The sequence below is a fragment of the Streptomyces sp. A1136 genome (genome assembly GCF_004795055.1).
GTDB lineage: Bacteria > Actinomycetota > Actinomycetes > Streptomycetales > Streptomycetaceae > Streptomyces.
Genome location: NZ_SSBJ01000003.1, coordinates 106,512 through 124,937 on the forward strand (window position 1 = coordinate 106,512; position 18,426 = coordinate 124,937).

16 protein-coding genes and 1 pseudogene are annotated in these 18,426 nt (G+C 74.4%); 8 read left to right on the top strand and 9 right to left on the bottom strand.

The genetic code is table 11. The features are described 5' to 3' along the window. Positions 1 to 13: 13 nt before the first annotated feature. The 4 genes from E6R62_RS03835 to E6R62_RS03850 all read right to left on the bottom strand — a co-directional run bounded on the left by E6R62_RS03835 (position 14) and on the right by E6R62_RS03850 (position 4,038). Positions 14 to 529: a hypothetical protein gene (locus tag E6R62_RS03835; RefSeq protein WP_136211339.1), complete on the bottom strand. Its 516-nt coding sequence runs from the start codon at positions 527 to 529 to the stop codon at positions 14 to 16. Positions 530 to 542: 13 nt separating this feature from the next. Beyond that, positions 543 to 920 carry an NAD(P)/FAD-dependent oxidoreductase gene (locus E6R62_RS03840; protein ID WP_206308639.1) on the bottom strand — a complete coding sequence of 126 codons (378 nt, stop codon included), beginning with the start codon at positions 918 to 920 and terminating at the stop codon, positions 543 to 545. Positions 921 to 1,172: 252 nt separating this feature from the next. Next, positions 1,173 to 2,798: an ABC-F family ATP-binding cassette domain-containing protein gene (locus tag E6R62_RS03845; RefSeq protein WP_240801469.1), complete on the bottom strand. Its 1,626-nt coding sequence runs from the start codon at positions 2,796 to 2,798 to the stop codon at positions 1,173 to 1,175. A gap of 448 nt (positions 2,799 to 3,246) precedes the next feature. Then, the gene (locus E6R62_RS03850) at positions 3,247 to 4,038 is read right to left on the bottom strand and encodes a glutamate racemase (protein WP_168713953.1); all 792 of its coding nucleotides are present in this window, start codon (positions 4,036 to 4,038) and stop codon (positions 3,247 to 3,249) included. 304 nt (positions 4,039 to 4,342) lie between these two features. Here E6R62_RS03850 and E6R62_RS03855 point away from each other — a divergent pair, with 304 nt between their 5' ends. The 6 genes from E6R62_RS03855 to E6R62_RS03880 all read left to right on the top strand — a co-directional run bounded on the left by E6R62_RS03855 (position 4,343) and on the right by E6R62_RS03880 (position 11,191). Further along, positions 4,343 to 5,515, top strand: coding sequence for a glycosyltransferase (locus E6R62_RS03855; protein WP_136211343.1), 1,173 nt, complete (start codon positions 4,343 to 4,345; stop codon positions 5,513 to 5,515). Positions 5,516 to 5,781: 266 nt separating this feature from the next. Then, positions 5,782 to 6,315, top strand: coding sequence for a DUF6643 family protein (locus E6R62_RS03860; RefSeq protein ID WP_136211345.1), 534 nt, complete (start codon positions 5,782 to 5,784; stop codon positions 6,313 to 6,315). Positions 6,316 to 6,372: 57 nt separating this feature from the next. Then, a complete protein-coding gene (locus tag E6R62_RS03865; RefSeq protein WP_136211347.1) occupies positions 6,373 to 7,197 on the top strand; it encodes an MOSC domain-containing protein in 825 nt (274 codons plus the stop codon). Between the two features lie 221 nt (positions 7,198 to 7,418). Beyond that, positions 7,419 to 8,033 carry a hypothetical protein gene (locus E6R62_RS03870; RefSeq protein WP_136211349.1) on the top strand — a complete coding sequence of 205 codons (615 nt, stop codon included), beginning with the start codon at positions 7,419 to 7,421 and terminating at the stop codon, positions 8,031 to 8,033. Between the two features lie 126 nt (positions 8,034 to 8,159). Continuing rightward, positions 8,160 to 10,610, top strand: coding sequence for a right-handed parallel beta-helix repeat-containing protein (locus E6R62_RS03875; RefSeq protein WP_136211351.1), 2,451 nt, complete (start codon positions 8,160 to 8,162; stop codon positions 10,608 to 10,610). A 104-nt stretch (positions 10,611 to 10,714) separates the two neighbouring features. Continuing rightward, positions 10,715 to 11,191, top strand: a complete 477-nt coding sequence (locus E6R62_RS03880) for an SRPBCC family protein (protein ID WP_136211353.1) — start codon at positions 10,715 to 10,717, stop codon at positions 11,189 to 11,191. Positions 11,192 to 11,237: 46 nt separating this feature from the next. On the opposite strand, the gene E6R62_RS03885 is transcribed toward E6R62_RS03880, so the two are convergent. Then, positions 11,238 to 12,365 (bottom strand): PLP-dependent cysteine synthase family protein, encoded by a 1,128-nt coding sequence (locus E6R62_RS03885; protein ID WP_136211355.1) that lies wholly within the window; start codon positions 12,363 to 12,365, stop codon positions 11,238 to 11,240. Between the two features lie 330 nt (positions 12,366 to 12,695). On the opposite strand from E6R62_RS03885, the gene E6R62_RS03890 reads away from it, so the two are divergent. Then, a complete protein-coding gene (locus E6R62_RS03890; protein ID WP_136211357.1) occupies positions 12,696 to 13,238 on the top strand; it encodes an ATP-binding protein in 543 nt (180 codons plus the stop codon). A 175-nt stretch (positions 13,239 to 13,413) separates the two neighbouring features. On the opposite strand, the gene E6R62_RS03895 is transcribed toward E6R62_RS03890, so the two are convergent. Together E6R62_RS03895 and E6R62_RS03900 are read right to left on the bottom strand one after the other, a co-directional pair. Then, positions 13,414 to 14,712 (bottom strand): ROK family protein, encoded by a 1,299-nt coding sequence (locus E6R62_RS03895; RefSeq protein WP_136211359.1) that lies wholly within the window; start codon positions 14,710 to 14,712, stop codon positions 13,414 to 13,416. 40 nt (positions 14,713 to 14,752) lie between these two features. Continuing rightward, a complete protein-coding gene (locus E6R62_RS03900) occupies positions 14,753 to 15,403 on the bottom strand; it encodes an alpha-ketoglutarate-dependent dioxygenase AlkB (protein ID WP_136211361.1) in 651 nt (216 codons plus the stop codon). A 50-nt stretch (positions 15,404 to 15,453) separates the two neighbouring features. Between E6R62_RS03900 and E6R62_RS03905 the strand changes: the two are divergent. Then, positions 15,454 to 16,214: pseudogene (locus E6R62_RS03905) on the top strand (maleylpyruvate isomerase family mycothiol-dependent enzyme). A 143-nt stretch (positions 16,215 to 16,357) separates the two neighbouring features. On the opposite strand, the gene E6R62_RS03910 reads toward E6R62_RS03905, so the two are convergent. Next, complete coding sequence (locus tag E6R62_RS03910) at positions 16,358 to 17,410, bottom strand: spherulation-specific family 4 protein (protein WP_136211363.1); 1,053 nt, start codon at positions 17,408 to 17,410, stop codon at positions 16,358 to 16,360. Positions 17,411 to 17,583: 173 nt separating this feature from the next. After that, on the bottom strand, positions 17,584 to 18,309 hold the full coding sequence (locus tag E6R62_RS03915; RefSeq protein WP_136211365.1) for a TetR/AcrR family transcriptional regulator: 726 nt from the start codon (positions 18,307 to 18,309) through the stop codon (positions 17,584 to 17,586). Positions 18,310 to 18,426 lie beyond the last annotated feature (117 nt).

The window sequence follows — 18,426 nt, forward strand, 5'->3', positions numbered from 1 at the left end:
CCCCCCAGGAGACTCAGTGCGCCAGGGCGCGCAGGTGGGTGCGGATGACCCGGACGGCGTTCTCGGCGTCGTCGACGGTGACGGTGAACAGCCTGCCGTCGTCCAGGCGCAGCGCCACTCCCTCGCCCCGGCGGACGACGACGGCGGTGCCCTTCTCCGGGCGCCAGCGGTAGCCCCAGCCGCCCCAGTGCTGCGGGGTGATCAGCGGTACGAACTCGGCGGAGGTCACCTCGGCGAGCCTGATGGTGCGGCGGGGCAGCCCGATGTGACCGCAGCGGATCTCCATGGCCTGGGAATCGACGGTGACGGCCACGTGGACGAAGGCGAGGGTGCCGAAGAGGATGAGCAGACCGGCCGCGAGGCAGCCGATCACGGACATGACCAGCGGAACCGTCCCGGCGGTCCAGCTGGCGTCGACGGCGAGTTCGATGGCGAGCGCGAGGCAGGCGGCGCCGGCCGCGGCGAGCAGCCACTGCACGCGGTTGGAGGCGCGGCCCGTCCAGAGCGGACCCGGGGGGTGACCCGTCATGGGTGCAGCGTACTCACGTCGCCCGCGCCCGCCCCTCGACACGGCGCTTTCCTCCCCCCGCGTGCCTGTCCCGGGAGCGGCCCGACCACGGCATCGTGCAACGCCGGGCGGCGGCCGGCGGCCGGCGCCCGGCGACGATCCGAGGCAGGGTTCGGGAGGCGAAGGCGACGCGCTGGGCGCTGCGGCGCCGCTCTCCGTCGTACGCCCGCGGGGCGGCGGGCGGGGCGGCGACTCCGTGTCCGGCGACCGCGCGGGCCAGGGCCTCGGCGCCGAGCAGCGCGGTGCAGGCCCCCTGCCCCGGGTTCGGGGTCATGGCATGGGCGGCGTCACCGACCAGGGCGATCCGATCGGCCGCGACGACGGTGGGCGGCGCGGGGCGGAGGTGCCGCACCGGGTGGCGACCCGGGTGGCGGGGTCGGTGTCGGCGAGTCCCGCCGGATGGGGTCGCGCCACCCGGCGCAGGCCTCCCGTACCTCCTCGGCCGTGGTGGCTCCCCGACACGGGGGCGGCGGTCACCGGGGCACCTGGCCGGGGCCCGTTTAGGCCGGGGAGCGAGCCCGGACGCGTGGACCGGGCCGCCGCACGTGCCGCTGCCCGGGTACTGCGGGCGGGTGCTGGACGCGGACGGTCTGCGGCTGTCGGCTCAGCGGCTCGCCGGGGCCGACCGAGGCTCGGGGGTCAGCTCCAGCCGGCGGCCGCGGAAGGCGACGCGCAACCTCCGGTCGTGGGTGACCAGGACGACGATCCCGGTGAAGTCGGCGAGCGCCGCCTCCAGTTCCTCCACCACGGCCGGGGCCAGGTGGTTCGTCGGCTCGTCGAGAAGCAGCACGTCCGGCGGCGCTGTCACCAGCCGTGCCAGTTCGAGCTTGCGGCGCTGCCCCACCGAGAGGTCCCGGACGGGGCGGGTCAGGTCGTGCGGGGCGAGCAGGCCGAGGGCCGCGACCCGCTCCGCGTGCTCCGGACCGGACAGCTCCGTCACGGAGCGGGGCTCCCGCCCCCAGGGGTCGTCCTGGCGCAGCAGGCCCACGCGCGGGGGCGTGCGTACGGCGCCCCGCCCCGGCGCGAGTTCCCCCGCGAGGACATGCAACAGGGTGCTCTTCCCTGCCCCGTTGGGCCCGGTCACCAGGAGCCTTTCACCGGGTTCGAGCCGGAAGGTGGTCGGCCCGAGCCGTCCCGGCACGGCGAGTTCGTCGGCCTCCAGGGCGTTCCCACCCTCCGCGCCCACCCCGTTCGCCGTGCCCGCCGGGGTCGCCGTGTCCATCGTGAACCGCCCGGTGAATCGGAGGGGGGTCGGGGGCGGCGGCACCGGGTTCTCGGTCAGCCGGTGCAGCCGCTCCCGGGCCGCCCGGATCCGGCCGGCCGCGCCGTGGGTGCGTGAGCGGGCCCGGAACGCGCCGGCTCCGCTGAAGCCGCGCGGCAGCTTCCGGGGGATGGCGGCGAACCGGCCGATGTTGGTGTCGGCGAGCCGTTCCGCGTCCCGCACCTGCTCGCGCCACTGCTCGTACCGCTGCTGCCAACGGGCGCGTTCGGCGGCGCGACCGGCGAGGAACCCGGCGTATCCGTTTCCGTACCGGCGTACGGTGCGCCGGTCCTGGTCCACCTCCAGGACGGCGGTGGTGACGCGGTCCAGGAAGAGCCGGTCGTGGGTGACGGCGACGACGGTGCCACGATGGGCGCGCAGGTACTCCTCCAGCCGGCCGATCGCCTCGTCGTCGAGGTCGTTGGTCGGTTCGTCGAGCAGCAGCAGTTCCGGTTCGGCTGCCAGGGTCGCGGCGAGTGCCAGGCGTGAGCGCTGCCCGCCGGAGAGGGTGCCCAGTCGCCGCTCCGGGTCGAGGGCGGCGCGCTCGCCGAGCCGGCGCAAGGTGGTCGCCACGCGCCGTTCGGCGTCCGGGCCGCCCCGGGCCTCGTAGGCGGCGAGGAGGTCCGCATAGGCGGCGAGCTCGTCGGGACCGGCCTGGGGCAGCCGCGCCTCGGCCGAGCGGATACGGCGCTCCAGCGAGCGCAGGTCGGCGAGCGCGAGGTCGATCGCGTCCCGGACGCGGGCGGTCGGGGGTAAGTCGAGGGTCTGGGCGAGATGGCCGACCCCGCCGGGCGCGGTGACGGTGACCTGTCCGTGCTCCGGCTGCTCGCGGCCCGCGAGCAGCCGGAGCAGGGTCGACTTCCCGGAGCCGTTGTCACCGACGATGCCGACCCGCTCACCGGGTCGGACCGTGAAGCTGACCCGGTCGAGTACGACGTGGGTCCCGTAGGCCTTGGTGACCTCGGACAGGACGAGCTGAGTGGCGGCGTGTGGGGCACGTGCGCGCAAGGGCGACTCCTTCGTACGGCGAACTGGACGAGCCGGCGGTCCCTCCCGGGCAGGAGCGGCGGCTATTGAGACGAGACGTTTCGTCTCGCGCAATGCCACGACTCTACCTCCGGGCCGCCGCGGCAGCCATCGGATATGTGCCGGGGGGGAGGGCTGGGCGGCGGAACGGCCCGGCGCCGCGCCACCCGCTCTCGATACGTGACACGGCTGCCGTCGGGTCGCGGACGGCGGCGTGCCCCCACCCCCGGACGGGCACCCGGCGGTATCCCCGTCGCCGTGATGCGGTACGTGGCTGAAAAACGCGGCTCGCCACCCCTGGCCCGCGAGCGTTCGCCCGTCCCCCGCGGACTCCTGCGGGGCAGGGAACCGTCCCCGGCACGGCGGGCCGTACCGGAGCGCGGCGTGCGGGTCAGTGCGCGAGCGGCGCGCCTTCCGCGAGCAGACGGCCCTCGGCATAGCCGAGCGCGGCGGCCGGGAGGGGTCCGGGGCGACCGCCGAGCAGAACGGTCAGCCCGCCGGTGCGCGGCAGGTCCGGCTCGGGGCCGGCGCCGATGCGACGCAGCGCCTGCACGGCGACGGCCTCCGCGGAGCCGTGGAAGACGAACTCCGTGCCGCCGGTCCGTTCGGCGACGGCGGCCCGGATCGGCGCCTCGACCAGTTCGTAGTGCGTACAGCCGAGCACCACGTCGGTGACGTCGGCCGGGGTCAGCGCGGCCGCCGCGGCGACGGCCCGTACGACGTCCTCCTCGTTCCCGCGCTCGACCGCGTCGGCGAGGCCGGGGCAGGGCACCTCGGTGACCTGCACCCCGGCGGCGAACCGGGCGATCAGCCCGCGCTGGTACGGGCTCCCGGTGGTGGCCGGCGTGGCCCAGATCGCGACCCGGCCGCCTTTGGCCGCGGCGGGCTTGATCGCGGGGACGGTCCCGATGACGGGGACGGCGGGTTCCAGCGCGGCACGCAGGGCGGGCAGGCTGTGGACGGAGGCGGTGTTGCAGGCGACGACCAGTGCGTCCGGGGCGTACTCGGCGGCGGCCCGGGCGACGCCGAGGGCCCGCCCGGTGAGGTCGGCGGGCGTACGCGGCCCCCAGGGCATCCCGTCGGGGTCGCAGGACAGCAGCAGATCGGCGTCGGGCCGCAGCCGTCGCATCGCGGCGGCCGCCGCGAGGAGGCCGATTCCGGAGTCCATGAGGGCGATCTTCACCCGGTCACCTTAATCGACCCCGTGCCCCGACCCCGCGACCACGGCCCCCGAGGGGCCCCGCGCCACCCCTGTCCGCCCCCTCACCGACCACGCCCGCCGCGACCCGACCGGCCCGGACCGACCACGCCCGCCAACCCGCCGGCCCGGACCGACCACGCCCGCCAACCCGCCGGCCCGGACCGGCCACGTCCGCGCCTGCTTCGCCCGCATCCTCACCGGGCCGCACCCACACCCGCGGGACGCCGGAGGACGCCACGGCGTCCGGATGCGCGACAGGCCCCACCCGGTTGGGCACACTGCGGCCATGGGCCTCCTCCTCACCGCCGCCTACGCATCCCTCGCCGCCTGGCTCTGGCTCACTTTCGCCCGGGGCATGTTCTGGCGCACCGACGTCCGCCTCCCCCCGCGTACCGCCCCCGCCCGGTGGCCGTCCGTCACCATCGTCGTCCCGGCCAGGGACGAGGCGGAGGTCCTGCCGCGCAGCCTGCCGTCCCTCCTCGCCCAGGACTACCCCGGCGCCGCCGAGGTGATCCTGGTGGACGACGGCAGTACGGACGGCACGGCCGCCCTCGCCCGACGCCTGGCCGGGGAACTGCCGGGGCTGCCTCTCAGCGTCGTCTCCCCCGGCGCCCCGGACGCCGGTTGGACCGGCAAGCTCTGGGCGCTGCGCCACGGGATCGCGCACGCGCGCGCCGCCCACCCGACCGAACCCGAGTACCTCCTGCTCACCGACGCGGACATCGCGCACGAGCCGGACAGCCTCCGCGAGCTCGTCGCCGCCGCGACCTCCGCCGACCTCGACCTGGTGTCCCAGATGGCGCGGCTGCGGGTGGCCACGTCCTGGGAGCGGCTCGTCGTGCCCGCCTTCGTCTACTTCTTCGCGCAGTTGTACCCCTTCCGGTGGATCAACCGCCCCGCCGCGCGGACCGCGGCGGCCGCCGGCGGTTGCGTGCTCCTGCGGACGGAGACCGCCGTCCGCGCGGGAGTGCCCGACTCCATCCGGCAGGCCGTGATCGACGACGTCGCCCTCGCCCGCGCGGTGCGGCGCTCCGGCGGCCGGATCTGGCTCGGGCTGGCGGAGCGGGTGGACAGTGTGCGCCCGTACCCGGCGCTGGGCGACTTGTGGCGGATGGTCTCGCGGAGCGCGTACGCCCAACTGCGCCACCGTCCACTGCTGCTGACGGGGACGGTGGTCGGGCTGGTGCTCGTCTACCTGGTGCCGCCGGTCGCCCTACTCGCCGGGCTCACCCTGGACGCCCCGGCCGTCGCCTGGGCGGGCGGCGCGGCCTGGCTCCTGATGGCCGGGACCTACCTGCCGATGCTGCGCTACTACCGCCGGCCCGCCGCCTTCGCGCCGCTGCTCCCGTTCACGGCCCTGCTCTACCTCCTGATGACCGTCGACTCGGCCGTCCTGCACTACCGCGGCCGCGGGGCCGCCTGGAAGGGCCGGACGTACGCGCGACCGAGCGACGCCTGACCCGCGCGGGCGGCCCGCGGTGCGGCTGAATGGGCGTCATACGAGGTCACGTCGTGGGTTCCGGATGGTGACGCCACGTCAAGGCCAAGTGGGTGCAACACCCAACCGGTGAGTACGAGTAGGAACAAGGTGGGGTGGAAGTCGCGAATCGTGCAGGTGGACGTGAAGTGAAACCTGTGGCCCTGACCTGCGAATATGCAGGTCAGGGCGGTGTTGACGACACCTCGCTATGGACCCCGTGAAGTCGTGGGCTTAACTTAGGTCCCATGACCTCCCCCCGCTCCACTTATGGCGGCGGTTACTACTCCGCGCCCTCCTTCCCGGACACCCCCATCTACGACTCCCTCGTCGCCGAACGCGGCACTCCGCAGATCGCCCCGATCCGCGTTCCGGCCGCCTACGACACCCCCGGTTCCGGTTACTCGAGCGGTGGGTACCTGCCGGCCCTCCCGTCCGCCCTGCCCGCCCTCCCGTCCGGGCCCTCGATGCCGCAGCAGCAGAGCGCCCCGGCGTACGGGTTCCCGTACCAGCAGCAGCCCGCACCGCAGATGCAGATGCAGATGCAGCAGCCCCAGATGCCCGTGCCGCTGCAGAACGCCCCCGCGCCGTTCGTGCCGCAGCAGCAGCCCGTCGGCGCCCGCGCGGGGTACGCGCCGCAGCCCCAGCAGCCGCGCCCCGTCGCGGCCGGTACCGGGTACGAGGCCATGCGCCCGGCCGCCCCGCGCCCGATGCAGGCGCCCGCGCAGGTCCCCTCCTACGAGGACCCGTACGGCCGCGCGTACCAGGGGCGCGGCTACTAGGCCGGCCGGTTCAAAGGCGCCGGGGTCCGCGGGGGCGGCGACTGGCAAAATGCAGTCATGTCGAATTCGTACGTCCAGTCGCTCCACGTCCGTCCCGTCAAGTCGCTGACGGGAACCGCTCCCGACGCGGTGGCCGTGGAGCCCTGGGGGCTCGCGGGTGACCGCCGTTGGGCAGTGATAGACGTCGAGGGCGCGATCATCACACAGCGCCAACAGGCTCGACTGACGTTGGCGTGCGCCCGCCCGTTGGAGGGCGGCGGGGTGGCGCTGTCGGCACCGGGCATGGGCGACCTGGTCGTCGAGGTGCCGGAGCCGGGTCCGCTGGAGCCGGTCGTCCTGTTCGGCAAGAAGATCGAGACGGTGGTCGCGGCGAAGGCCGCGGCCGACTGGTTTTCGGCCTACCTCGGCCTCCCCGCCCGCCTCGTGCACCTGGACGACCCCGCCGTGCGCCGGCCCGTGGACCCCGACTACGCCTTGCCCGGCGAAACGGTGAGCCTCGCGGACGCGTATCCGCTGCTGGTCACCACCCTCGCCTCGCTGGACGCCCTGAACGCGTTGATCGCCGAGGGCGATCACCCGGAGGAGGGGCCGCTGCCGATGAACCGGTTCCGCCCCAGTCTGGTCGTGGCCGGCGCCGAGGCGTGGGCGGAGGACGGCTGGCGGCGCATCGCCGTGGGCGACGCCGTTTTCCGCGGGGTTCGGGAGTGCGGGCGGTGCATCGTCACGACCACCGACCAGGTGACCGCGGAACGCGGCAAGGAGCCGTTGAAGACGCTGGCCAAGCACCGGCGGATCGGGAAATCCCTGGCCTTCGGGCGGCAGCTGGTGCCGGTGCGGCTGGGGACGGTGCGCGTCGGCGACGAGGTCCGCGTCCTGGAATAACACCTTCGAGGGGCTCCGGCCGCCCGCCGGAACCAGCGGGCACGGCAGCACCGTTGGATCATTCGAGACGTGTGGGCGGCGGACGCGGGCGGGGCACGGGGGAAACGTGTTCCGGACCGGACGCCGCCGGATGCGCGCGTCTCCCGCGTCCGGAATGCGCGTCCGCCGGGCGTGCGGGAAGCTGGACGCGCAGGCAGGCGGAGGCGAGGGGGTGCCGGACCGTGTGGACAGCAGTGGGTGTGTGGCGTTGGCGGCGCAATCCGCTGCGCCGCAGAACTGATCTTTTCGAGGCGTGGCTGGCGCTGAGCGCGGCGGTGTGCGTCCTCGTGCTCGCCCCGGCCATCGGCTGGTTCGCGGGCGTGCGGGTGGACGACACGCTCCAGCGCGCCGTGCGCGAGCAGCGGCAGGGGCGCTACCTCGTGCCGGCGGTGGTGCTCCGGCCGTCCCAGACGACGCCTGCGGGCGGTCCGGCCGCCGACAAGTCGGCGGGGCCGCAAACGCCGCAGCGGACGCGCATCCTCGCCTCCTGGACCGCGCCGGACGGCAGCAGCCACCAGGGGACCGTACCGGCCGCCGAGGAACCGCCCCGGCCCGGTGACAGGTTCCGGATATGGACGGACACCAGCGGCCGGCTCGTCGGGCAGCCGCTCGCCTCGTCGGCCGCCGCGTTCCACGCGGTGATGGCCGGTCTGGCGGCCGCCCTGGGCGTGGCCGCGCTGGTGGAGACCGTCCGCCGGCTGATCGTACGGCGGCTCATGCATCGGCGGTACACGCGCCTGGACCGAGCATGGGCGGCGGTCGGGCCTGATTGGGGCCGGGCAGGCGCGGGCAGCTGACCTGGCAACTCACGGGCCCCGCGCGCGCTACGGTGGACCGGGCAGACCGGCCGCGGGCGACCGCGGCGCCGGCTGCGGCGGTGACTGCCGTCAATGCGAGGACGAGGGTGGGGGCACGACAGCACCATGGCTCAGGGCACGGTCCAGGTCACACACGGCGGGTCTTCGCGCTGGCGGCGCCGCTCCGGTGAGTACGCGACTCTGACCGCCGCGCTCGCCGTCGCCGGCGACGGGGACGTCCTGTCCATCGCTCCCGGCACCTACCGGGAGAACCTGGTGCTGCGCCACGCCGTCACCCTGCGGGGACCCGAGGGCGCGGTCGGGTCCGTGCGCATCGCCCCGCCCGACGGCGTCGCCCTGACCGTGAGCGCCTCGGCCGTGGTGCAGGACCTCTACCTGGAGGGCCAGGACCGCACAGCGCCCGCGCTGCTCGTCGAAGACGGTTCGCCCGAGCTCAGCGACCTCAGGATCAGCACCCGCTCGTCGTCCGGCATCGAGGTCCGCGGCGGCGGGGCCAGACCGCTGGTGCGCCGGTGCACCGTGGAGAACCCGGCCGGGGTCGGGATCTCCGTCCTGGACGGCGGGGGTGGTGTGTTCGAGGAATGCGAGGTCGTGGCCGCCGGGCAGAACGGGATCTCGGTGCGGGGCGGACACCCTCGCCTGGAGCGCTGCCGCGTCCACCACGCCACGGGCGCGGGCATCGCCGTCACCGGCGAGGGCTCCGGGCTGGAGGCGCTGGGGTGCGAGGTGTACGAGGTCAAGGGCACCGGAGTGCAGATCGCCGCGCGGGCCGTGGCCCGGCTCACCGACTGCGCGGTTCACCGCACTTCGGCCGACGGGGTCACCCTCGACACCGACGCCGTCCTCACGCTCGCCGGTTGCGACATCCACGACATCCCCGAGAACGCGGTGGACCTGCGCTCGCGTTCGGTGCTCACGCTGAGCCGGACCACCGTGCGCCGCTTCGGCCGCAACGGCCTGTCGGTATGGGACCCGGGCACCCGAGTCGACGCCCGGTCCTGCGAGATCCACGACAGCACGGGGGACTATCCCGCGGTGTGGATCAGCGACGGGGCCACCGCCTCGCTGGACTCCTGCCGGGTACACGACGTACCGGACGCCCTGTTCGTGCTGGACCGCGGCTCGCGCGTGGACGTGGTCGACAGCGACCTGTCGCAGGTGCGCAACACGGCCGTCTCGGTGAGCGACGGGGCCACCGCGCAGCTCGACGACTGCCGTATCCGGGAGGCGTCGACCGGGGCCTGGTTCCGTGATCACGGCAGCGGCGGCACCCTCGCCAACTGCTCCGTCGATTCGGTCCAGACGGGCGTGATCGTCACCAAGGGGGCCGACCCGGTCCTGGAGCGCTGCGTCGTCACCTCCCCCTCCGAGGCCGGCTTCTACGTCTCGGCGGGCGGTCGCGGCACCTTCACCGCCTGCCGGGTGAGCGGCAGCTCCGGCTTCGGTTTCCATGTGATCGACGGCAGCCGTACCTCGCTGGCGAAGTGCCACACCGAGCGCTGCGCGCGCGGCGGTTACGAGTTCGCGGAGGACGGCCCCGTCGCGCAGGACTGCACCAGTGACGAGTCCGGGCCGCGCCTCGCCGCCCAGTCGGCCGCCGCCGGCGGCCCGGCCCGCGAGCGCGCCGGAATCCGTACGGTGACGCCCGCGCGGGCGCCCGCCCCCGGAGCCGTCGAGGTACCGGCGCAGCGTCCCGCCGACGAGCCGGACCCGGCCCCCGCCGCCCCGGCCTCCGGCGAGGTGCTGGAGCGGCTCGACGCGCTGGTGGGCCTGGACAGCGTCAAGCGCGAGGTACGCGCCCTGACCGACATGATCGAGGTGGGGCGCCGGCGGCGGCAGGCGGGGCTCAAGGCGGCTTCGGTGCGCCGGCACCTGGTCTTCACCGGCTCCCCCGGCACCGGCAAGACCACCGTGGCCCGGCTCTACGGGGAGATCCTCGCCTCCCTCGGCGTGCTGGAGCGGGGGCACCTGGTCGAGGTTTCCCGGGTGGACCTCGTGGGCGAGCACATCGGGTCCACCGCGATCCGTACGCAGGAGGCCTTCGAACGGGCTCGGGGCGGTGTCCTGTTCATCGACGAGGCCTACGCCCTGGCGCCGGAGGACTCGGGCCGCGACTTCGGGCGCGAGGCGATCGACACGCTGGTGAAGCTGATGGAGGACCACCGGGACGCGGTGGTGGTGATCGTCGCCGGTTACACGGCGGAGATGGAACGGTTCCTGACCGTCAACCCGGGCGTGGCCTCCCGCTTCTCCCGGACCATCACCTTCGGGGACTACGGACCGCAGGAGCTGTTGCGCATCGTGGAGCAGCAGGCGGAGGAGCACGAGTACCGGCTGGGCGAGGGGACCGCGCAGGCGCTGCTGGCGTACTTCACGGAGCTGCCCAAGGGGCCGGCCTTCGGCAACGGCCGCACCGCCCGCCAGACCTTCGAGTCGTTGGTCGAACGGCACGCGGGACGCGTGGCCCAGCTGAGCGACCCGGACACGGACGAACTCACCCTGCTGTTCCCGGCGGACCTGCCGGCGCTGCCCGCGGGGGCGTCGGCCGGCTCCTGAGACGAAGGGGCCGCCCTGGAGACATCCGAGGGGCCGACGGGTAGTGTTCGCGCACCGTCGTCCGGCGCCGCCGGTGCGCACCGCGTCTCGCAGGGGGTATCCCGATGGCTCGCCGACTCCGGGCAGTGGAGCTGGATTTCGCCGAGACGGCGCCGGTCCGGCTCGTCTTCACGGCGCGCGCGACCCAGGCGCCGGCGCCGGTCTACCGGGCCCTCGCCGAGCAGGTGGCGGACTGGCCGGCCTGGTTCAAGGCCGTCACCCTGGCCCGCTCCACGCACGACGGCGCGGGCCGCGAGATCGGGCTGAGGGGCGGGGTCCGGTTCCGGGAGACCGTCGTGGCGGCGGAGCGGGAGCGGTGCTACGCGTACCGGGTGGACGAGACCAACGTCCCCGGCGTCCGGGCGCTGTTGGAGGAGTGGCGACTGAGCCCCTCCGGTTCCGGTACGCGGATCCGGTGGACCTTCGCGGCGGACGGGCCGGCCCCGTTCCGCCTCGCCCTCGCCGCCGCGCGCCCCGGGCTGGGGCGCTCGTTCCGCTCGGCGGTGGGCGCGCTCGACACCCGGCTGAGCGCCGGGCGTTGACCGGGCGCCGCCCACGCGGCCGCGCCCGGTGTCGGGCGGGGGCGGCTCAGGCCGAGGGCTCCTGCCAGGTCCCCGTCGTCAGCAGCGTCTCGATGGTCTTCGTGTACGGGGCGATGTCCAGCTTCTGCGCGGCCAGCCAGTCGTCCGAGTAGTACTTGTCGAGGTAGCGGTCGCCCGGGTCGCACAGCAGGGTCACCACACTGCCCGTCCAGCCCTGGGCCACCATCTCCGCGACGATCTTGAGCGCGCTCCACAGCCCGGTTCCGGTCGAGCCGCCCGCCTTGCGTCCGATGGCCTGCTCCAGCGCCCGGCAGGCGGCGACGCTCGCCGCGTCCGGCACCTTCATCATCCGGTCGATGGCGCCCGGCACGAAACTCGGTTCCATCCTGGGACGGCCGATGCCCTCGATGCGCGAGCCGCAGTCGCTGCTCGCGTTCGGGTCGCCCTGGGTCCAGCCGTCGAAGAAGCAGGAGTTCTCCGGGTCGGGTACGCAGATCCGGGTGTCGTGCTGCATGTAGTGGACGTAGCGCGCGATGGTCGCGGAAGTGCCGCCGGTGCCGGCCGTCGCCACGATCCAGGTGGGTTCGGGGTAACGCTCCAGGCGCAGCTGCTGGTAGATCGATTCCGCGATGTTGTTGTTGCCGCGCCAGTCCGTGGCCCGCTCCGCGTAGGTGAACTGGTCCATGTAGTGCCCGCCCGTGCGGGCGGCCAACTCGGCGGACTCCTCGTACATCTTCATCGAGTCGTCCACGAAGTGGCAGGTGCCGCCGTGGAATTCGATGAGGCGGCACTTCTCCGGGCTGGTCGTGCGAGGCATGACGGCGACGAAGGGGACGCCGATCAGCTTGGCGAAGTACGCCTCGGAGACGGCCGTCGAGCCGGAGGAGGCCTCGATGACCGGGCGCCCGGGACGGATCCAGCCGTTGCACAGGGCGTACAGGAACAGGGAGCGGGCCAGGCGGTGCTTGAGGGAGCCCGTCGGGTGCGTCGACTCGTCCTTCAGGTACAGGTCGATGCCCCACTCCTCGGGGAGCGGGAAGCGCAGCAGGTGGGTGTCGGCGGACCGGTTGGCGTCGGCTTGGACCTTGCGCACGGCTTCGTTCAGCCAGGCCCGGTAGTCCGCGTCGCTGCGGTCGACGTCGTCGGCCCTCGCGGTGGTGCTGGTCGTGCTCATGCGCCTTGCTCCTTCATCACTTCCATGACCCCCTGCCTTCGCAATGTACCTCCCTCACCTGCGCAAACAGTTCCTTTGGGTCTCCATGCGAATCGCTTTAGGGCGGCGCGCGGCCGCCCGTACGCACGCACCGCATACGAGGCGCCGGCGACCTGCGCGCGGCCCGTGGATTACTTTCGGACGGCCCACCGACGACTTTCGGACGGGTCCCGGACGCCCGGCGCAGATCGTCACGCCGGTTCGGTTGCACACCGGCGCACCGTGGGTGACCCTGGTGAGGCGTCACAGAGGGTGCAGCACCCGTAACACTCATGTCGGGGAGTCGCAGCCGTGATAAGTCATTCCCGCAGGCACTGCGTCGTCGAACTGCAGGCCCTGCCCGCGCGGATCGGCCAGATCCGCAGAATCGTTTCAGCGCAATTGCGTCATTGGCGGCTCGACCCCCTCATCGATCGGGCCGCGCTCGGTGTGACGGAGCTGCTCAGCAACGTGCACCGCCACGCCCAGCCGGACAAAGTGTGCCGGGTGGAGATCGAATTCCGGCTCGGTCGGCTCACCGTCTCGGTGCACGACAGCGATCCCCGGCTGCCCGTGGTGCGCGAGTCCGCCGCCCTGGAGACCGGTGGACGCGGTCTCGCGCTCGTGGCGGCGATCAGCGAGGCCTGGGGCGCCCGACACCAGCCGGACGGCCCGGGCAAGGTCGTGTGGTTCTCCATGCGGGCCGCCCCCGCCACGACGGCGCCGGCCCGCACGGTACGGATCTCCCCCAAGGCGGTACGGGAGCACGCCCCGGCTGCGCTCTACCCGGTGGAGCCCGCGCCGGTCGTCACCGCCGTGCCGGTATCGGCCCGGGCGGTCGCCAGACCCGGTTAGCCCAGACCCGGTTAGCCCAGACCCGGTCAGCCCAGACCCGGTCAGCCCGGCCCCGGGTGGCCCGGCCCCGGGTGGCCCGGGACGGGTCGGCGCCGGGCCCGGGTGGCCCGGACCGGGCCGCCGCCGGACCCGGGTTGGCTCGGACCTGGTGACCCGCGGGTGCGGCTCCGCTCGGTCAGGCGGCGGCGCCCAGGGCTCCCAGCGGGTCGTCCAGCACCGGCTGCCACGCCAGCTCCGCCGCGCCGACCAGGCTGTTGTGGTCCAGGGTGCACGGCAGGATCGGCACCCCGCCGCTGCGCCCCCACAGGCTCCGGTCCGCGACCACCGCGCGCAGCCGCTCCGGGTCCGCGTAGAGCAGCTCCCGGTGCAGGCCCCCCAGGATGATCCGGTCCGGGTTCAGGATGTTCACCAGGCCCGCGAGCCCCAGCCCCAGCCGGTCGATGAGTTCCTCGGCGGCCGTCCGTACGGCCGGGTCCGCGGCCTCGGCGTGCAGCAGGTCCCGCGCCTGCTGGAGCAACGACACCTCCGGACCGGGCGTACGCCCCGCCGCCGTCAGGAAGGCCAGCGGGTCCGCCTCCACGTCCAGGCAGCCCCGGCTGCCACAGTGACAGGCCCGACCCTCCGGGTTCACGGTGAGGTGGCCGACCTCCAGGGCGAGACCCGAGCTGCCGCTGTGCAGACGACCGTCGAGCACCAGCGCCCCGCCGACTCCCCGGTGGCCGGTGGCCACGCACAGCAGGTGCTGGGCGCTGCGGCCCGCGCCGTGTCGGTGCTCGGCGAGCGCGGCGAGGTTGACGTCGTTTCCGGTGAGGGCGGGCCCGTCGATCCCGGCCGCTTTCACCCGTTCGGCGAAGATGGCCCGCACCGGGGAGCCGGCCGGCCAGGCCAGGTGCAGGGGATTCAGTGCGGTGCCCTCCGGCTCCGCGACCGCCGACGGCACGGCGAGGCCCGCGCCGACGCAGCGCCTCCCGGACTCCGCGAGCAGCGCGGCGCCCGCGTCGACGACGGCGCCGAGGACCTGCGCGGGGTCGGCGGAGACAGTGACCTTGCCGGGGGCGGTGGCCACGATCCGGCCGCCGAGGCCGACGAGCGCCGCCCGGAAGCCGTCCGGGTGCACCTGCGCGGCGAGCGCGACCGGGCCGTTCTCCGCCACGGCGAGCCGGTGCGAGGGACGGCCCTGGGTCCCGCCGGCGCCACCGGGGCGGGAGTCGACGCGGATCAGGCCGAGTGCCTCCAGTTCGGCGGCCACGGCTCCGGCGGTGGCACGGGTGACTCCCAGCTCGGCCGTCAGCACCGCCCGGGTCGGGGCCCGGCCGGTGTGTACGAGTTCCAGTGCGGGGCCCAGCGCGCCGCGGCCCCGCTCCAGTTTGGTCCTCGTGGCGGCCGCGGCGCGGTCGGCGGCGGAGGCCGCCGATGAGACCGTGGACACCGTGGACGCGTCCCCCACCCGCCGCGGGGCCCCGTTGCCGTTCATGACAGCGATCCTCGCACGAGCGGGAGGTGCCGGGCGCCGCTCACGGCAGGAGGCCGCCGACCCGCAGTGTGATGTTCAGCCGCCCGGTCAGGCCCAATTCGGGCGGCCCGGTGCCGGGCAGTACCTTCGGCACGCCGTGGTACGCGAGCCGGCTCGGTCCGCCGAAGACGAACAGGTCACCGCTGCGCAGCTCGATGTCGCGGTAGGGGCGACCGCGCGAGGCGGCGTTGCCGAAGCGGAACACGCAGGAGTCACCGAGGCTGAGCGAGACGACGGGCGCCGCCGACTTCTCGTCGGAGTCCCGGTGCATGCCCATGCGGGAGTCGCCCTCGTAGAAGTTGACGAGGGCGATGTCGTACTCCTCCTCCGGTGGCCGGCCGTAGACGTCCGCGACGGCGGCCCGCCCCAGTTCGGCGAGCCGGCCGGGCATCGGCTTGACCGGCGCGCCGTCGCCGTCGACGGCGGTGCGCGCGTATCCGTAGGGGTACCAGTGCAGCCCCAGGCACACCTGGCGGGCGGTCATCACGCCGCCCCCGGGGGTGTGCACGGTGCGCAGGCCCGCCGGCGGTCGTGCCCACGCGCGGCAGGCGGCGAGCAGCTCGCGCTGCAGGCCGCGGTCCAGCCAGTCGGGCACGTGCACCGCGCCGGGGGCGATCTCGGTGCGCTCGCGCGGGAAGAGTTCTCCTTCCATGTCCCCATTGTGGGTGACCGCTGTCGGTGGTGACCGGCACACTCCGCTCCATGAAGATCATCGACTTTGTGGACCCACTGGCCCGCGAGGGCGAACTGATGGCGCGGGCGGCCGAAGAGGCGGGTACCGACGCTCCGGTGCCCACCTGTCCCGGTTGGCGGGTCACCGACCTGCTGCGGCACACGGGGGCGGTACACCGCTGGGCGGCCGGGAACGTCCGGGACCGGGTGACGCGGCCGCGCCCGATACCGGAGGCACCCGAGCTGACCGGACCGGAGCTGACGGAGTGGTTCCGGGAGGGGCACGCGAAGCTGGTGCGGACGCTGAGCGAGGCTCCGGCGGATGTCGAGTGCTGGACGTTCATGCCCACGGCGCCGTCGCCGCTGGGCTTCTGGGCCCGCCGTCAGGCGCACGAGACGACCGTCCATCGGTTCGACGCGCAGGCGGCGCTCGGCGTCCCGTTCTCGGCGGTGACGGCGGAGTTCGCCGAGGACGGCGTGGACGAGTTGCTGACCGGGTTCCACGCGCGCTCGCGCAGCGGGGTGCGCAGCGAGGAGAGCCCCGGGTCATACGGGTCCGGGCGAGCGACACGGGGGCGGTGTGGACCGTGCGCCTCTCGCAGGAACCGCCGCACACCGTGCGGGGCGACACGCGAGGCCCGGCGGACCTGGACCTGACGGGCGAGGCGGCCTGGCTCTACGCGGCCCTGTGGAACCGCCTCCCCCTGACCGGTGACGGCGACGGTGACGGCATCATCGCCGGCGACCGGCGGCTCGCACGGCTGTGGAGCGAGACCTCCCCCGTCGCCTGACCCCCGTCGACCGACCCCGTCCCCCGACCCGACCCCGTCCCCCGACCCGGGGGTCCGACCCCGTCCCCCGACCCGACGGTCCGACCCCATGGTCCGACGTCATCGTCCGCCCCCGCCGCCGCACGCGTCACTCGGGCCCACCTTCACGGCGCGCCCCGCCCGAGGGTGGCCGCGAAGGCCGTCTGGGCGGAGGCGGCCCAAGCGGGTCGCGTGTTCCAGGGGTTGGGCATGGCGGCGCTGGTCGCGTACGCGTAGCCCGCGCCGCGGTCGAAGGCGGTGCGGAGGGTGGAGCGCATGGCGGCGGCGTCCGGGACGTCGTGGACGAGGTGCCAGAACGCCGTTCCGTCGGGGTCGAGTTCGACGCCGGCCCGGTAGCCGCCGGACTCGTCGAACACGTTCCCGCCGAGCCGGCCGCCGGAGGTGTAGGCGGCGTAGGTGTCCTCGAAGGTGACGAAGACGTCGGCGGTACGGTGGCCGGGTTCCAGGTAGCAATCCGCGATGGCCGTGCCCGGGTTGTCCACGACCAGGACGGGCGCGGTCGGGTCGAGGGAGCGCATGGTGTCCTCGACGTAGCGGCGCAGCCGCTCGTACAGGTCGCGGGTGGCGTCGCCCGGGCCGCAATCCCGGCTGACGACGTCGAAGAAGATGCCGTCGACGTGCCGGCGACCGTCGGGCGTCTTGAGGTAGTTGTCGACGGAGGCCTTGACCGCGACCGGGTCGCGGTTGCCGTGGTCGGTGTGGACGTAGCCGAGCACCTTGGTCCGCTCCCCCGTCGCCGTGGTGCCGCGGCGCAGGGTGTCCGCGCGGGCTTGCCAGCGCGCGCCGAACGGGGAGTCTCCGTTGCCCGGGTTGAGGACGACCACGGAGACGGCCGGGCCGGAGGCGGTCAGACCCGACAGCATCGGGTCGTCCGCCCAGACGTAGGCGGGGACCGCGACCTCCAGGCTCCGCGTCCCAGGGGCACGCGGGCCGGGCGGAGTGCCGGGTGCGGGCAGGGATTCGGCCGTTGATCCGGCCGCGGCGTCGCGCTCGGGTCCGGGCACCGGCTCGGCCGGGCGCGCGGAGGCCGAGGGCGTCGCGGCCCCGTCTCCCGCGGACGTGGTGCGCCCCGACGCCTCGCAGGCGGGCGCGGGGGCGGTCAGTAAGAGGACGGTCACAACGGCGTACAGCGCCTTCGCGGCGCGGGCGCGGGCCATGGCTGTTCCTCCGACGGCGGCAGGGGTGACCCGAGGAACAGTAGAGGCGCGGTGGCGCGGACGAGGCCGAACTGCCAGGCATTCATACGGCGAACAGACGAGCGACGAATCGTTTCGATCAGCCGATCACCCCTCCGACCACGGCCGGGCGGCACAACCGCGGCCGGGCCGGATCACGGCGCCTGCGCCTCGCGGCCGCTCGGGTCGACGGGCAGCCCGACCTCGTGCGCCATCCGGTCCGCGGCGTGCGCGAAGAAGCCGGCGCGGTCCTCGACGACCCGGTTGAACTGGCCGAACAGCTCGAAGGAGACCAGGCCGACGAGCTGCGCCCAGGCCGCGACGAGGGCCACGGTTACTTCTGGAGGCAGGCCTTCGGCGAAGTCGGCGGTCATCCGCAGGGCTTCGGGGCGCAGCGCCTCGGGCAGCGGGGGCAGGGCCAGGCCCCGGTCGGCGTGGGCGGCGCGCAGGATGCCGATGCAGGTGTTGGCGACGCGGGAGGCGGGACCGACGGTGTCGAGGGGCGCGCTGTAGCCGGGAACCGGCGAGCCGTAGATCAGGGCGAACTCGTGCGGGTGGGCCAGTCCCCAGGCGCGGACCGCCTCGCAGACCGAGACCCAGCGGGCGCGGGGCGGGGCGCCGGCGGTCCGGGCGGTGGCGTCGGCTGCCTCGGAGGCCGCGCCGACGCTGTCGTACGCGTCGATGATCAGCGCGGTGAGGAGTTCGTCCCGGCTGGGGAAGTAGCGGTAGAGGGCCGAGGAGACCATGCCCAGCTCACGGGCGACGGCGCGCAGCGACAGCTTGGCCGCGCCCTCGGCCGCGAGTTGGCGGCGCGCCTCGTCCTTGATGGCGGCGGTGACCTCGATGCGGGCCCGTTCGCGTACCCCTCGCACGGTGCTCATGGGGGTCAGTGTGCCATGTGGGCGGAGCAGTGCTCAAGGAGGAGATCGGCGCTCTCGAATGAGACAGCCGCCCGATTCCGAGAGCATTGCTCTTGTTTTGGTGCGGTCGCTCCGTGC

Coding starts and splice junctions, on each gene's coding strand:
- E6R62_RS03910 (WP_136211363.1), bottom strand. CDS start 17,410: ATGGCCCGCGCCCGCGCCGCGAAGGCGCTGTACGCCGTTGTGACCGTC.
- E6R62_RS03915 (WP_136211365.1), bottom strand. CDS start 18,309: ATGAGCACCGTGCGAGGGGTACGCGAACGGGCCCGCATCGAGGTCACC.
- E6R62_RS03865 (WP_136211347.1), top strand. CDS start 6,373: ATGTCGAATTCGTACGTCCAGTCGCTCCACGTCCGTCCCGTCAAGTCG.
- E6R62_RS03835 (WP_136211339.1), bottom strand. CDS start 529: ATGACGGGTCACCCCCCGGGTCCGCTCTGGACGGGCCGCGCCTCCAAC.
- E6R62_RS03885 (WP_136211355.1), bottom strand. CDS start 12,365: ATGAGCACGACCAGCACCACCGCGAGGGCCGACGACGTCGACCGCAGC.
- E6R62_RS03880 (WP_136211353.1), top strand. CDS start 10,715: ATGGCTCGCCGACTCCGGGCAGTGGAGCTGGATTTCGCCGAGACGGCG.
- E6R62_RS03875 (WP_136211351.1), top strand. CDS start 8,160: ATGGCTCAGGGCACGGTCCAGGTCACACACGGCGGGTCTTCGCGCTGG.
- E6R62_RS03860 (WP_136211345.1), top strand. CDS start 5,782: ATGACCTCCCCCCGCTCCACTTATGGCGGCGGTTACTACTCCGCGCCC.
- E6R62_RS03900 (WP_136211361.1), bottom strand. CDS start 15,403: ATGGAAGGAGAACTCTTCCCGCGCGAGCGCACCGAGATCGCCCCCGGC.
- E6R62_RS03855 (WP_136211343.1), top strand. CDS start 4,343: ATGGGCCTCCTCCTCACCGCCGCCTACGCATCCCTCGCCGCCTGGCTC.
- E6R62_RS03895 (WP_136211359.1), bottom strand. CDS start 14,712: ATGAACGGCAACGGGGCCCCGCGGCGGGTGGGGGACGCGTCCACGGTG.